Genomic DNA, 14,430 nt, shown 5'->3' with positions numbered 1-14,430 from the left:
GACACGGCGACTACTCAGGGGCCATGTCGCCAAGATTCCCTCGCCCCGGCCTGGTCGCCGCGGCCTCCGCAGCCGTCCTGGCGCTCGTGGGGGCCGCCCTCCCCGCCGCAGCCGCCGATCCGTCCCCCTCCCCGGCGAAGGCGGCGAAGCCCGGTGGATCCGCCGTCATCGGGTCCGACCGGCTCGCCGTCGCCGTCGCCGACGACTTCCCGCGCGTCCTGTCGTACACCGACCGGGCGAGCGGCGAGCAGCTGCTCGGCTCCACCCGGCCGGTCACCGCCGTCACCCTCAACGGGACCGCCCACCCCGTGAAGCTCAAGGGCGCGCCGAAGATCACCGGCAGCGCCGCCCGCTACACCCTCGCCTTCGAGGACCTCCCGGGCGTCGAGATCGACGCCTCGCTCACCGTCTCCGGCCGGGCCACCACGTTCAAGGTCACCGCCGTCCGCGACACCGAGGCCTTCCGGGTGGGCACCATCGACATCCCGGGCCACGACCTGATCTCCGTCGGGTCCACCGAGGCCGGGGCCGCCACCGCGTTCACCACGCTCGACCCGGACTCCACCCGCACCGCCGACGTCTTCGGAAAGGTCACCGGGGAGACGAAGCCCGACGCCGCGCCCGTCGGGGCCAGTTACGCGATCCTCAACAACGGCTCGCTCGCGGCGGCGATCGAGTCCAACTCCTCGTACGACAAGCCCTCCGGGCCCACCGGCGGCGACGACGCCCGCTTCTGGCGCCAGGCGCGCACCGAGGACGGCGGTGTCCGGGTCGGCGTCTGGTCCGGCCAGTGGACCTACCGGGGCGAGGGCGCGCCGAAGCCCGAGAGCGGCGAGAACCTGCCGTGGGCCAAGGTCGTCGTCACCCCGGACGCCAACGGCGACAAGGCCGTCGACTGGCAGGACGGGGCCGTCGCCTTCCGCTCCATCGGCGTCACCGCGCCCGGCAGCGAGGCCACCGCGAAGCGGGTCGTCACCCACATCCCGTTCAACTTCGCCAGCCAGGCCACCCACCCCTTCCTGCGCACCCTGGACGACGTCAAGCGGATCTCGAAGGCCACCGACGGCCTCGGCCAGCTCGCCGTCCTCAAGGGGTACGGCTCCGAGGGCCACGACTCCGCCCACCCGGACTACGGCGGCAACTACAACAAGCGGGCCGGCGGACTGAAGGACCTCAACACCCTGCTCAAGGACGGCAAGAAGTGGGGCGCCGACTTCGGCGTCCACGTCAACGCCACCGAGTCCTACCCGGAGGCCAACGCCTTCTCCGAGCAGCTCGTCGACAAGACCAAGCCCGGCTGGAACTGGCTCAACCAGAGCTACTACATCGACCAGCGCCGCGACATCAACAGCGGCGACCTGGAAAAGCGCTTCCAGCAGCTGCGCGACGAGACCGACAAGAACCTCGACTTCCTCTACATCGACGTCTACTACAGCCACGGCTGGATCGCCGACAAGACGATCCAGGCCGTGCAGAAGCAGGGCTGGACCGTCGGCACCGAGTGGGCCGACAAGTTCGAACGCGCCTCGCTCTGGTCGCACTGGGCCAACGACCTCAACTACGGCGGGGCCACCAACAAGGGCCTGAACTCACAGATCATCCGGTTCATCCGCAACGGCGAGAAGGACATCTGGAACAACCACCCGGTCCTCGGCCAGAGCGCCCTGGAGGACTTCGAGGGCTGGACCGGCGAGACCGACTGGAACGCCTTCACCGCCAACATCTGGCAGAAGAACCTGCCCGCCAAGTACCTCCAGCAGCAGAAGATCACCCGCTGGGACGGCAACGACATCACCTTCACCGGTGGCGTGCGCGGCACGGTCGAGGACGGTGAGCGGACCTTCTACGACCAGGGCCGCAAGGTGCTCAGCGGCACCGACTACCTGCTGCCGTGGGACGGCGGAAGGAAGCTCTACCACTACAGCGAGACCGGCGGCACCAGCAGCTGGGAGGTGCCCGGCAAAGGCGCGTACACCCTCTACGAGCTGAGCGACAACGGCCGGAAGAAGGTCGCCACCGTCCGCCCCTCGGGCGGGAAGGTCACGCTGACCGCGAAGGCCGGACAGGCCTACGTCCTCTACCCCGACCGGGCCCCGAAGGAGACCGCCGCCGACTGGGGGCAGGGCAGCAAGCTCAAGGACCCCGGCTTCAACGACCGTGACCTCGCGGGCTGGACGAAGACCGGCACCGCCGTCCGCGACACCGACGAGCAGGGCCGCAACAGCGCCGAGCTGTCCGGCTCCGGCAGGGCCTCGCTCTCCCAGACCGTCACCGGCCTCACACCCGGCAAGCGCTACACCGCCTCCGCCCTCGTCGAGGTCGAGCCCGGCGAGAGCCGTCGTACGGTGCTGAGCGCGGGCGGGAAGTCGGTGGCCGTCGAGCGCTCCACGGCCGAGGACTTCGTCGCCGCGTCCGACTGGCACGGCACCTCCTTCCAGCGCGCCAAGGTCAACTTCACCGCCCCCGCCGACGGTCGCACCACCCTCCGGATCGAGGCGGCGGCGGGCAGCACGGCGAAGGTCCGCGCCGACGACGTACGGATCGTCGAGAACGCCCCGGCGACCCGCCCCGGCACGGTGGCGTACGAGGACTTCGAGGCCGTCGACCAGGGCTGGGGCCCCTTCCTCAAGGGCGACGCGGGCGGCTCCACCGACCCCCGCACCAGCGTTTCGCAGCTGAACGCCCCGTACACGCAGTCCGGCTGGAACGGAAAGCTGATCGACGACGTGCTCGGCGGGAAGGAGTCGCTGAAGTCGCACGAGGAGAACACCGGCCTCGTCTACCGCACCGCGCCCTGGACCGTCCCGATGAAGGACGGCCACCGCTACCGGGTCGACTTCGACTACCAGTCCAGCCACACCGGCGCCTACAGCTGGGTCGAGGGCTACGACCGGGTCGCCGACGGCAAGGCCTCCTCGACCGAGACCCGGGCCACCCCGATCGGGCAGCAGCGCACCACCGGGCACTTCAGCCGGACCCTCACCGCGGGCTGCGGCGACACCTGGACCGGGCTGCGCAAGCTCGCCGGAGCACCCGAGGGCGCGGACTTCGTGCTCGACGGCTTCACCGTGACCGACCTCGGACCGGCCCCCGCCGGGCAGGAGGCCGTCTGCGGCACGCTCGACGTGGCCGCCGACGCCGAGACCCTGGAGCCCGGGGCCCCGAACACGGTGAAGGCGACCTTCGGCAACGACGAGGCGAGCGCCGCCACCGGTGTGAAGCTCGCGCTGACCGTGCCCGAGGGCTGGCAGGCCGAGCCCGTGGGCACGGTCGCCTTCGACTCCGTGGCCCCGGGCGCGAAGGTCACCGGCAGCTGGCGGGTCACCCCGCCGGTCGACGCCCCCTACGACACCTACGCGCTGGACGCGGAGGCCACGTACGCCGTCGCAGGAGCCGGTCGTACGCTCGGCGCGGGAACCTCGATCCGTACGCTCCCGCCGCCGCCCACCGAGGACGGCTGGGCCAGTGATCTCGACTGGACCGCCTCGGAGAACGGCTGGGGTCCGGTCGAGCGCGATCGGTCCAACGGGGAGGCCGGGGCCGGCGACGGCGGCCCGCTGAAGATCGGCGGCGTCGACTACGCCAAGGGCCTGGGCACGCACGCCCCGGCGAAGATCCGCTACTACCTGGGCGGGAAGTGCACCTCCTTCACCGCCGAGGTGGGGGTGGACGATGTCCAGACCACGCGGGGAAGCGTGCGGTTCTCGGTCACCGCGGACGGCACGGAGAAGGTGGTGTCGCCCGTACTGGGGGCGGCCGACCCCGCCTGGAAGCTCACCGCCGACGTCACCGGCGCGAAGTACGTCGAGCTGATCGTCCAGGACGGCGGTGACGGCAACGGCAACGACCACGCCGACTGGGGCAATGCCCGCTTCCACTGCGGAAGTTGAACCTCCGCCGAACGGCGGCGGAGGCGTGGTGGAGCCCAGCTGAACAGTGCTGGGCCATACTGAGGGGGCCTTCGGGCCCCCTCAGGGGCATGTGGCCCACGGCACACCCTCCACTTGTGGAGTCTCCACAACCGTAGGCGGCGTTTCGCTGGTGGATCGCCTGCACGATGCCATGGTTCTGTTCACTCCCACCACGAAACCGGGCAGGAGACTGTACGGAGTCGACGGCACGATTTCTGGGTCGGGGTTCGTAGGGTCGATACATGACCGTTGTGGACGAAACCCAGGGTGAGCCGAGCGACACGCGTGGCCGGGTGGCCGAACTGCTGGCCCTGCGCGAGCAGGCCCGGCGCGGCCCGAGCGAGCGGGCGACCGAGGCGCAGCACGCCAAGGGCAAGCTGACCGCGCGCGAGCGCATCGAGCTGCTGCTGGACCCGGGCTCGTTCAAGGAGGTCGAACAGCTCCGCCGCCACCGCGCGACCGGGTTCGGCCTGGAGGCCAAGAAGCCTTACACCGACGGTGTCATCACCGGCTGGGGCACGGTCGAGGGCCGGACGGTCTTCGTCTACGCGCACGATTTCCGGATCTTCGGCGGGGCGCTGGGCGAGGCGCACGCCACGAAGATCCACAAGATCATGGACATGGCCATCTCGGCGGGTGCTCCGCTGGTGTCGCTGAACGACGGCGCGGGGGCCCGTATCCAGGAGGGCGTCTCGGCGCTCGCCGGTTACGGCGGGATCTTCCAGCGCAACACGCGTGCTTCGGGTGTGATCCCGCAGATCAGTGTGATGCTCGGTCCGTGCGCGGGCGGCGCGGCCTACAGCCCGGCGCTGACGGACTTCGTGTTCATGGTCCGTGAGACCTCGCAGATGTTCATCACCGGACCGGACGTCGTCAAGGCGGTCACCGGCGAGGAGATCACGCAGAACGGTCTGGGCGGCGCGGATGTGCACGCCGAGACGTCAGGCGTCGCGCACTTCGCGTACGACGACGAGGAGACCTGCATCGCCGAGGTCCGCTACCTCATCGGGATGCTGCCCTCCAACAACCGCGAGAACCCGCCGACCGTCGAGAGCGACGACCCGGCCGACCGGCGCGGCGATGTCCTGCTGGACCTGGTACCGGCCGACGGCAACCGCCCGTACGACATGCACAAGGTGATCGAGGAGCTCGTCGACGACGGCGACTACCTGGAGATCCACGAGCGCTGGGCCCGCAACATCATCTGCGCGATGGCCCGCCTCGACGGCCAGGTCGTCGGCATCGTCGCCAACCAGCCGCAGGCCCTGGCCGGTGTGCTGGACATCGAGGCCTCCGAGAAGGCCGCCCGCTTCGTCCAGATGTGCGACGCCTTCAACATCCCGATCATCACCCTTCTGGACGTCCCCGGCTTCCTGCCGGGCGTCGACCAGGAGCACGGTGGGATCATCCGCCACGGTGCGAAGCTGCTCTACGCCTACTGCAACGCCACGGTGCCGCGGATCTCGCTGATCCTGCGGAAGGCCTACGGAGGCGCGTACATCGTCATGGACAGCCAGTCCATCGGAGCCGACCTCACCTACGCCTGGCCCACCAACGAGATCGCGGTCATGGGCGCCGAGGGCGCGGCCAACGTCATCTTCCGCCGGCAGATCGCCGACGCCGAGGACCCCGAGGCCATGCGCACCCGCATGGTCAAGGAGTACAAGGCCGAGCTGATGCACCCGTACTACGCGGCCGAGCGCGGCCTCGTCGACGACGTCATCGACCCCGCCGAGACCCGCGAAGTACTCATCGCCTCGCTCGCCATGCTCCGCAACAAGCACGCCGACCTGCCGTCCCGCAAGCACGGCAACCCCCCGCAGTAGTCCTCCTCCGCAGCGGCGCGATCCGCCGCACGGTCCACGACATCCTGCCGAGAAGACGGAGACACCCCACCATGAGCCTGACGTCCGCCGAGTCCGTCCTGCGCGTCGAGAAGGGTCACGCCGACCCCGAGGAGCTGGCGGCCATCACCGCCGTCCTGATGGCCCGCGCCGCCGCCCAGCCCGCCGCCCCCGCCCACCGGGGCCGTGACACCGCCGGCTGGCGCCGTCTGGAGCGCACGCCGGGCTTCCGCGCCCCGCACAGCTGGCAGGGCTGACCACCCGCCCGCTCCACGTCATACGGAAGGGCCCCGCACTCCTGAGGAGTGCGGGGCCCTTCCGCGTGCCGTACCCGGAGGCCTCAGCGCAGGCGTGCCATCAGTGCGTGCTCGACCAGTGTGATGAGCGCGCTCTTGGCGTCCGCGCGGTGGCGGGCGTCCGTCGTCAGGATCGGGGTGTCCGGACCGATCTGGAGCGCCTCACGCACCTCGTCGGGCGTGTAGGGCTGGTGTCCGTCGAAGCCGTTGAGGGCGATGACGAACGGGAGGCCGCTGTTCTCGAAGTAGTCGACGGCCGGGAAGCAGTCGGCGAGACGGCGGGTGTCGACGAGGACGACGGCGCCGATCGCGCCGCGGACCAGGTCGTCCCACATGAACCAGAAACGGTCCTGGCCCGGCGTACCGAAGAGGTACAGGATCAGGTCCTGGTCCAGGGTGATACGTCCGAAGTCCATGGCCACCGTCGTGGTGGTCTTGTCCCCGGTGTGGGTCAAATCGTCGATGCCCGCCGAGGCGGACGTCATCACGGCTTCGGTGCGCAGCGGGTTGATCTCCGAAACGGCACCGACAAACGTGGTCTTACCCACGCCGAAGCCCCCTGCCACCACGATCTTCGCCGAGGTAGTGGAGCGGGCCGCTCCGCCGCTAGAGCTTGCGAAGTCCACTGAGCACCCTTTCGAGCAGTGTCACATCTGGCTGGCCGCCGGCGGCCTCGTCGCCGCCGGGCTGATGGATAGCGACGAGTCCGGCCTCGGCCAGGTCGGCGACGAGGATCCGGGCAACGCCGAGGGGGATCGAGAGAAGGGCCGAGATCTCGGCGACCGACTTGATCTCGATGCAGAGCCGGCAGATCCGCTGGTGCTCGGGCAACTGCCCTTGCAGCCGCGACGGATCGGCCGTGGTGCTGACCAGCGCCTCGATGGCGAGCTGGTAACGCGGTCGGGTCCGGCCGCCGGTCATGGCGTACGGACGGACCAACGGGTTGTGGGCGGCGGGCTTGGCGGGCTCGGGAGCCCGCCGCTGCTGCTGCACCGGCTGAATACGCGACCGCTGGGGCGCGTCGTACCGCTGGGGCTGCTGCGGTTGCTGCGGCCACCCCGATCCCGGCTGCTGCGGAGGCCACTCGGACCCCTGCGCGCCGTGAGCACCCTGCGGCGGCTGTTGCTGCTGCGGCTGCTGATATGGCTGATACTGCCCGGGGCCCTGCCCGCCAGGAGCGGCAGGGAAGCCGAAACGGTTGTCACCGTGCTCACCCGGAACCCTCTGGTCACCGTTGTATGGGTGCCCGCCTGTGGGTGCTGCCACGTTTCCTCCTCCGACTGCCGGTCGCCGATCCCAGTGGGGCCGCGCCACCGCACTTTATGGCGCGGTGGCGAGAAACGCACTGTCTGTCTACTAGTTAAGAAGACTTCCCTGAAGTTCGGCGCGGAGGTCCGGAGTCAGGACACTGCCCGCGCGGTCCACCAGAAGGGCCATTTCATACCCAACCAGACCGATATCGGCGTCCGGGTGGGCCAGCACGGCGAGCGAAGATCCGTCGGAAATGGACATGATGAAGAGGAATCCGCGCTCCATCTCCACAACGGTCTGATTCACGGCGCCGCCCTCGAAGATCCGCGAGGCGCCCGCGGTCAGCGACGTCAGACCGGAGGCGACGGCCGCCAGCTGGTCGGCGCGGTCGCGCGGGAAACCTTCGGACATCGCCAGCAGGAGTCCGTCGGCGGAGACCACCACCGTGTGCGACACCCCGGGGGTGTTGTCCACGAAATTGGTGATCAACCAGTTGAGATTCTGCGCCGCCTGGCTCATCGGGCTCACACTAACGCTCCTGGTTGTAGGTGGTACTGGTGTCCGACCCCGCGCTGCGTCCCCGCTGGATCCCCCGCCGCAGGTTGCTCAACCTGCCGCGGACGTCCTCGGGGGCGCGGGAGACCTGTGGGCCGCCCTGCTGGGTCTGCTCCGCCGTGCCCTCGACCAGGTTGGCCTTGGGTACGCGCCGGGGGAGACCGGAGGGGGTGATTCCGCCCGCCTTCGGCTCACGGAGCTTCTCGGCCCGCTCCCAGCGCTCGTCGTTCGTCGAGCGCCAGTCGTCGGTGCCGTCCCCGTCCGTCTGCGGGTCCTGCCGCTGTTCCCGCTGCGGCCGGCGCTGCGGAGTCGGAGCGGGCTGGTCGTCGGCGCGGCCGCCGGGGCCGGGCTGCCAGTGCTGCTGACCGCCGCGGCGCGGCAGACCGGCTTCGGTCAGCTCGTGGCCGACGTTCGGGGTGGGTCCCGGACGCTCGAAGCCTACGCGCTCCGAAGGCTCCGCGGGCGTGCTCGGAACAGATTCCGATTCGGCGGGAGCAATCGGCTCATAAGTGTTCTGGAAACCGCTCTGAACAGGCCAATCGTCCTGGTGGGACTGGTCGGCGGCCGGAGCCGTGTATGGGTCGGCGTACTGGCCCTGCCGGTCGTCCGGAACGGCATATGCCGATTCCGCGTAGCCGTCCCCGGGGTGCTGCCGGCCGTGCTGGGGCTGCTGCTCCTGCTGCGGATAGCCGTCCTCGGCGCCGTACTGCTGCTGCTGCTCGTAGGACCCCTGGTACTGGTCCTGCTGCGGCTGCTGCCCGTACTGGTCCTGCCCGTAGTGCTGCTCGTCGGCGTACCCCTGCTGGGGCTGCTGCTGCCCGCCGTACGGGTCGCCCGCGTACGGCTCCGGTGCGTAGCCCTGCCGCTCCTGGGAGTTGTCCCCGAACGGGCCGCCCGTGCCCGTCTGGGCCTCCAGGGCCGCCCTGCGCTCCTCGCGCATCAGCGAGCGGTTGACCGGGTCCAGCTGGCCCGGGTCCGCCGGGATCTCGTAGCGCGAGTCGTCGAAGCCGAGCTCCGCCGCCGTACGCATCGGGGCCTGCTGCGGCGCCGGCTCGAAGGCCTGCTGCTGCTCGGGGATGATCGAGGAGACGGTGAAGTCGTCCTGGCCGCCGCCCGGTTCGCCACCGCCACCGTGGGTGATGGCGTCCGGCAGCATGACCAGCGAGGTGGTCCCGGCCTGCTCGCCCGAGGGGCGCAGCTGGACCCGGATCCCGTGCCGGTCGGCCAGCCGGCCGACCACGAACAGGCCCATGCGCTGGGACACCGCGGCGTCCACGGTCGGCGGGTTGGCCAGCTTGTGGTTGATGTCGGCGAAGTCCTCGGCGGTGAGACCGATGCCCTTGTCGTGGATCTCGACCATGACCCGGCCGTCGGGCAGCCGGGTCGCGGTGACCTTGACCTTGGTCTGCGGCGAGGAGAACGTGGTGGCGTTCTCCAGCAGCTCGGCCAGCAGGTGCACGAGGTCGGTGACGGCCCGGCCGTGGATCTCGGCCTCGGGGACGCCGGACAGCTCGATGCGCTCGTACGACTCCACCTCGGAGGAGGCGGCGCGCAGGACGTCGACCAGGGGCACGGGCTGGTCCCAGCGGCGGCCGGGCTCCTCGCCCGCGAGGACGAGGAGGTTCTCGCCGTTGCGGCGCATACGGGTCGCCAGGTGGTCCAGCTTGAAGAGGCTCTCCAGCTGGTCCGGGTCGGCCTCGTTGTTCTCCAGGTCGGTGATGAGGGTCAGCTGGCCCTCGATGAGCGACTGGTTGCGGCGCGAGAGGTTGGTGAAGATCGCGTTGACGTTGCCCCGCAGCATGGCCTGCTCGGCGGCGAGCCGGACGGCCTCGCGGTGCACCTGGTCGAAGGCGCGGGCGACCTCGCCGATCTCGTCCTGCGTGGTGATCGGGATCGGCTGCACCCGGGTGTCGACCCGGCCCGGGTCGGTACGCGAGAGCTGGTCGACGAGGGAGGGCAGCCGCTGCTCGGCGATGGAGAAGGCGGCGGTACGCAGCTGGCGCATCGAGCGGCTCATCTGGCGGGCCATGAGCCCGGCCAGGATGAACGCGGCCAGCAGCGCGATGACGACGATGAGGCCGTTGACGATGGCGTCGGTCTTGGCGTCGGAGGAGATCTTCGCGGCCTCGTCCACCGCCTTGGTGACGAGCTCGTCCTCGACGGTGGCGTACCCCTCGAACTTCGCGGTGGCCGCCGCCATCCAGGTCTCGGGCGTGATGCCCTTGGCCGCCAGGTCCTTCGGGTCCTGGCCCTTGCCGATCTCCTGGGCCATGCCGTCGAAGACCGAACCGTCGATGCTCGGCGGGGCCACGAAGGGCTTGCCCGCGGCCTCGGCCTGCTCCTTGGCGGCCTTGAGCTGCTTGGCGCCCTCGGCGGCCTTGCCCGTCATGACCTGCTTGAGCCGGTCGACGTCGGCCTGGGTACCACCGGAGTTGAACTCGCCGAGGGCGATCTGCTCCAGGTAGTTGTACGAGCCGAAGGCCTTGACCTGGTCGTTGTACGTGCCCGGCTTCTGGCTCGGGCGCACCAGGAGGTGCATGCCGATCGAGCGCTGAAGCGATTCTGCAGCCTTGGACAGCTCGATCGCGTAGACGGTACGGCCGTAACTGGTGATGTTGCCGGTGCCGAGGCCGAGCTCGTTGGAGAACTCCATCAGCGAGTGCTGGACCTGGACGTAGCCCTCTTCGGTCTTCACCGGGTCCAGGGCCTGGGAGTAGGCGGCCTTGCGCAGCTCGGGAAGCTTGGGCTCCTCGCCCTTGAACAGCTTCAGCCGGCGCTCCAGGCCCGGTTTCGACGGCATGTCCTTGACCGCGGCGTCGAACTTCCGCGCCGCCTCGTCCGTGGTGGCCCGGGTCTGCTCGACCACATCGGCGTCACGGTCGCCCGAGAGCAGCGGCTCCGCGGTGAGGTCGCGCTCGTTCAGCAACGCCTGCCCGTAGTCCGACGCGGCGCGCACGACGACCGCGATCTTCTCGGCCTCCTGCGCCTCGCCCCAGGTGTCGATGGAGCCCTTCACCTGGAACCCGCCCATGACCAGGCCGACCAGCACCGGGATCAGGAGGATCGCGTTCAGCCGGGTGGCCACGCGCCAGTTGCGCGGGGACATCCGGCTGGTGCTGCCGCCCTCGGCGGGCTCCGTACCGGGCACATCCGCAGGGGACACCGCAGCGCGCGACGGCGGGGTGAAGTTGCCCCGCTCGGGCTGCGCCGCGGAGCCCTCGTTGCTTCGCCTCACTCGACCAACAACCTCTCGGCGTCGGCACCTACGCTGTGCCGGATTATTCGTTCAGGGCCCGTACTACTGGGGAGTTCGTCGAATTGCAGCACGGGTACCGGCCCCGTTCCAAACACTCGGAATCGACGATTCCGAGTGGCCCAGGCCTCAGATAAAACGGGCATAAAGAGCGAGCCCCGTCAAAAGGCGGGGCTCATGTGAGCGCAGTGGCACCGAATGGATGCATCGGGTGGCGGAGCGGAGTCAATTCTCTGTCGAAACGTTATGAACACGGGGGCGGATCGTGTCAAACGACACAGGCCGCCCCCGCGTGACTACTGCAACTTCCGTATGCCGATATCGACTTACGCCTGGTGGAAGAACTACTTCAGGCGTGCCATCAGTGCGTGCTCGACCAGCGTGATCAGGCCGCTCTTGGCGTCCGCGCGGTGGCGGGCGTCCGTCGTGATGATGGGAGCGTCCGGACCGATCTGGAGCGCCTCACGCACCTCGTCGGGCGTGTAGGGCTGGTGTCCGTCGAAGCCGTTGAGGGCGATGACGAAGGGCAGCCCGCTGTTCTCGAAGTAGTCGACGGCCGGGAAGCAGTCGGCGAGACGGCGGGTGTCGACGAGGACGACGGCGCCGATCGCGCCGCGGACCAGGTCGTCCCACATGAACCAGAAACGGTCCTGACCGGGCGTACCGAAGAGGTACAGGATCAGGTCCTGGTCGAGCGTGATGCGGCCGAAGTCCATGGCGACGGTCGTCGTCGTCTTGTCCCCGGTGTGGGTCAGATCGTCGATGCCCGCGGACGCGGACGTCATGACGGCCTCGGTGCGCAGCGGGTTGATCTCCGACACGGCCCCGACGAACGTGGTCTTGCCCACGCCGAAGCCGCCCGCCACCACGATCTTCGCCGAGGTGGTGGCGCGGCCCGTACCGCCGCTAGAGCTTGCGAAGTCCACTGAGCACCCTTTCGAGCAGTGTCACATCCGGCGCGCCGCCGGCCTCTCCGTTGCCCGGCTGGTGGATGGCCACCATGCCGGCTTCCGCCAGGTCCGCCACCAGGATCCGGGCGACGCCGAGCGGCATCGACAGCAGTGCCGACACCTCCGCCACCGACTTGACCTCACGGCAGAGGTGGCAGATCCGCTGGTGCTCGGGGAGCAGCGTCCCCAGATGCGCGGGGTCTGCCGTCGTGCTGACCAGAGCCTCTATCGCGAGCTGGTAGCGCGGCCGGGTCCGGCCGCCGGTCATGGCGTAAGGACGAACCAGCGGCTGGTCGCCTTCCCCGTCGTACGACGCGTGGTGCAGTGCGCCGTACGGATCGGGTGAGGCGGGTGGCGGGGTCATGAATCCTCCGGGCGTGACAGCAGGTTCTCGGCTTGCCGTCTGCAAGGGGCCGGTGAGGGGACTAAAGCGGCCTGTCGGGTGAGGGTTGTGGGCATTACCTGGGGGGATCGTGTCGTGAATCCGCTGGATGGCCGCCTAGTGGAGCAGACTGCCTTGGAGCTCGGCGCGGAGGTCGGGCGTGAGGACGGTGCCCGCACGGTCGACCAGGAGGGCCATTTCGTACCCGACCAGACCGATGTCGGCGTCCGGGTGGGCGAGAACGGCGAGGGACGAACCGTCGGAGATGGACATGAGGAAGAGAAATCCTCGCTCCATCTCCACAACCGTCTGACTGACGGCGCCGCCCTCGAAGATCCGGGACGCGCCCGCGGTCAGCGAGGTCAGCCCGGACGCGACCGCGGCGAGCTGGTCGGCGCGGTCGCGCGGGAATCCTTCGGACATCGCCAGCAGCAGGCCATCCGCGGAGACCACCACCGTGTGGGACACCCCTGGGGTGTTGTCCACGAAGTTGGTGATCAGCCAGTTCAGATTCTGCGCGGCCTGACTCATGGGGCTCAACTAACGCTCCTGCTGGTGAGTGGGGCCGAGATGGATACTGCCGGTCTGCGAGCCGTTGTTGGCCTGCCGACCCTGCTGGATGCCCCGGCGGAGATTGGTCAGACGACCGCGCACGTCATCGGGCGCGCGCGAAACCTGAGGTCCGGACTGGTGATTCTGCTGCTGTGCGGTCCCCGGAACCAAATTGGCGCGGGGAACACGGCGAGGCAGCCCGGAAGTGGTGACACCGCCGGCCGCGGGCTTCTTGACCCGCTCGGCCTGGCGTACGAGTTCGTCGTTGGGCGAGGCTCGCCAGGAACTGGTGACCGAGGGGTCGGCCGCACCACGCTGAGGCATGGGCGGTACGGGCACACCGGTGGGCTCCGGAGCGGCCGGCGCCTGCGGTTCGGCGGGCGGCTGCTGGCCACCCTGGCCCGGACCGTGGAACCAGTTCGTCTCCAGGGTGTCGTACAGCGGCGTACGGCCGTCCCCGGGACCGGCCGGCGGCAGAGCCTCCGGCTGCTGGGGCTGGGGCGGCAGCACCGGACGCGGGGCACCGAAGTCGTTGCCCTCCGGGCCGCGCTGACGCGGCGCGGGCAGCTGCTGCTGACCCTGGTCGTAACCGCCCTGGCCCTGCTGGTTGCCGCCCAGGCCCTGCTGGTTCTGGTGCGGCTGCTGCGGGACGCCGAAGTCGGGCCGCGCGAACTGCGCGGTGCTCGCCGGGTCCTGGCCCTGCGGAGCCTGCTGCGGGTACGACCGGTCCTGGGGAGCCGAGAAGTCGGGCCGGGCGAACTCGGAGGTCGCGCCGGGGCCCTGCCGGTCGTCCGCCGGCCGCTGGTTCAGCGGGGCGTTGAACGCCGGGTCCTGGCCGGGGCCCGCCGGCCGGGCGAACTGCCCGGTCGTGTCGTGCTCCTCATGACCGCGCGGGGTGTCGGCGCCCCAGCTGGTGGCCGCCGGACGCTGCGGCTGCGGGTTGCCCCCGGGCAGCTCGGCACGCGGTCCACCGGGCGGCGGCAGCTGACGGCCGGGGCCGCCGGACTGCTGGAAACCGCCCTGGGCGGGGCCGTTCGGTCCCGGGCGCCCCTGCGGCTGCTGCGCTTCGGGGCCCTGCTGGTTCGACGGGTTCTGCTGGCCCTGCTGGTTCTGCCAGCCGGACGGGCTCTGCTGGTTCTGCTGTGCGAACTGGCCCGGGCGGCCGTTCTGCCCGGGAGAGGGCGGAGCGCCGTGCCCGAACAGGTTGGGCTGCGCCGCGTCGCCGCGGCCCGGGGCCTCGCCCTGGGGGCCGCCCTGGGCGCCGCGGGCGCCGAGCCTGGCGCTGTTGCCGAAGGCGCCGGAGAGACCGCCGCCCTGGCGCTGGGGTGCCGGGCCCTGGCCCGGGAAGTCCTGGCCCGGACCACCGTTGTTCGGCTGACCGCCGCCCTGCGGGCCCTGCGGACGGCCCGCTGCGCTGTCCCGGGCCGGCAGTGCCG

At 70.3% G+C, this 14,430-nt stretch carries 10 protein-coding genes and 1 pseudogene; 3 read left to right on the top strand and 8 right to left on the bottom strand.

What is annotated here, in order from left to right:
• Positions 1–23: 23 nt before the first annotated feature.
• The 3 genes from G3I54_RS00055 (at position 24) to G3I54_RS00045 (ending at position 6,012) form a co-directional block, all read left to right on the top strand.
• Complete coding sequence (locus tag G3I54_RS00055) at positions 24–3,890, top strand: endo-alpha-N-acetylgalactosaminidase family protein (RefSeq protein WP_164609776.1); 3,867 nt, start codon at positions 24–26, stop codon at positions 3,888–3,890.
• 263 nt (positions 3,891–4,153) lie between these two features.
• Positions 4,154–5,737 (top strand): acyl-CoA carboxylase subunit beta, encoded by a 1,584-nt coding sequence (locus tag G3I54_RS00050; RefSeq protein ID WP_164609774.1) that lies wholly within the window; start codon positions 4,154–4,156, stop codon positions 5,735–5,737.
• 71 nt (positions 5,738–5,808) lie between these two features.
• Positions 5,809–6,012, top strand: a complete 204-nt coding sequence (locus G3I54_RS00045) for an acyl-CoA carboxylase subunit epsilon (RefSeq protein ID WP_030076048.1) — start codon at positions 5,809–5,811, stop codon at positions 6,010–6,012.
• An 83-nt stretch (positions 6,013–6,095) separates the two neighbouring features.
• On the opposite strand, the gene G3I54_RS00040 is transcribed toward G3I54_RS00045, so the two are convergent.
• From G3I54_RS00040 to G3I54_RS00005, 8 genes and pseudogenes are all read right to left on the bottom strand, one after another.
• Positions 6,096–6,677, bottom strand: coding sequence for an ATP/GTP-binding protein (locus G3I54_RS00040; RefSeq protein WP_014048542.1), 582 nt, complete (start codon positions 6,675–6,677; stop codon positions 6,096–6,098).
• On the bottom strand, positions 6,658–7,317 hold the full coding sequence (locus tag G3I54_RS00035; RefSeq protein ID WP_164609772.1) for a DUF742 domain-containing protein: 660 nt from the start codon (positions 7,315–7,317) through the stop codon (positions 6,658–6,660). The genes G3I54_RS00040 and G3I54_RS00035 overlap by 20 nt, the downstream gene beginning before the upstream one ends.
• A gap of 90 nt (positions 7,318–7,407) precedes the next feature.
• Entirely contained in the window at positions 7,408–7,821 is a 414-nt protein-coding gene (locus tag G3I54_RS00030; RefSeq protein WP_006127847.1) for a roadblock/LC7 domain-containing protein, read from the bottom strand.
• Positions 7,822–7,831: 10 nt separating this feature from the next.
• Positions 7,832–11,092 carry a nitrate- and nitrite sensing domain-containing protein gene (locus tag G3I54_RS00025; protein ID WP_164609770.1) on the bottom strand — a complete coding sequence of 1,087 codons (3,261 nt, stop codon included), beginning with the start codon at positions 11,090–11,092 and terminating at the stop codon, positions 7,832–7,834.
• 362 nt (positions 11,093–11,454) lie between these two features.
• Complete coding sequence (locus tag G3I54_RS00020) at positions 11,455–12,036, bottom strand: ATP/GTP-binding protein (protein WP_003966011.1); 582 nt, start codon at positions 12,034–12,036, stop codon at positions 11,455–11,457.
• The gene (locus G3I54_RS00015) at positions 12,017–12,424 is read right to left on the bottom strand and encodes a DUF742 domain-containing protein (RefSeq protein ID WP_003966010.1); all 408 of its coding nucleotides are present in this window, start codon (positions 12,422–12,424) and stop codon (positions 12,017–12,019) included. The genes G3I54_RS00020 and G3I54_RS00015 overlap by 20 nt, the downstream gene beginning before the upstream one ends.
• A gap of 135 nt (positions 12,425–12,559) precedes the next feature.
• Positions 12,560–12,982: a roadblock/LC7 domain-containing protein gene (locus tag G3I54_RS00010; protein WP_003966009.1), complete on the bottom strand. Its 423-nt coding sequence runs from the start codon at positions 12,980–12,982 to the stop codon at positions 12,560–12,562.
• A pseudogene (locus G3I54_RS00005) lies at positions 12,983–14,430 on the bottom strand (histidine kinase); the annotation flags it as partial.

The sequence above is a fragment of the Streptomyces sp. SID14515 genome (assembly GCF_010548505.1).
GTDB classification, from domain to species: domain Bacteria; phylum Actinomycetota; class Actinomycetes; order Streptomycetales; family Streptomycetaceae; genus Streptomyces; species Streptomyces caviscabies.
This window is presented reverse-complemented; position numbering and strand designations above follow the sequence as displayed.

Excerpts from the sequence above, each read along its gene's own strand:
- G3I54_RS00055 (WP_164609776.1), top strand. The coding sequence starts at position 24 with ATGTCGCCAAGATTCCCTCGCCCCGGCCTGGTCGCCGCGGCCTCCGCA.
- G3I54_RS00015 (WP_003966010.1), bottom strand. The coding sequence starts at position 12,424 with ATGACCCCGCCACCCGCCTCACCCGATCCGTACGGCGCACTGCACCAC.
- G3I54_RS00050 (WP_164609774.1), top strand. The coding sequence starts at position 4,154 with ATGACCGTTGTGGACGAAACCCAGGGTGAGCCGAGCGACACGCGTGGC.
- G3I54_RS00030 (WP_006127847.1), bottom strand. The coding sequence starts at position 7,821 with ATGAGCCAGGCGGCGCAGAATCTCAACTGGTTGATCACCAATTTCGTG.
- G3I54_RS00045 (WP_030076048.1), top strand. The coding sequence starts at position 5,809 with ATGAGCCTGACGTCCGCCGAGTCCGTCCTGCGCGTCGAGAAGGGTCAC.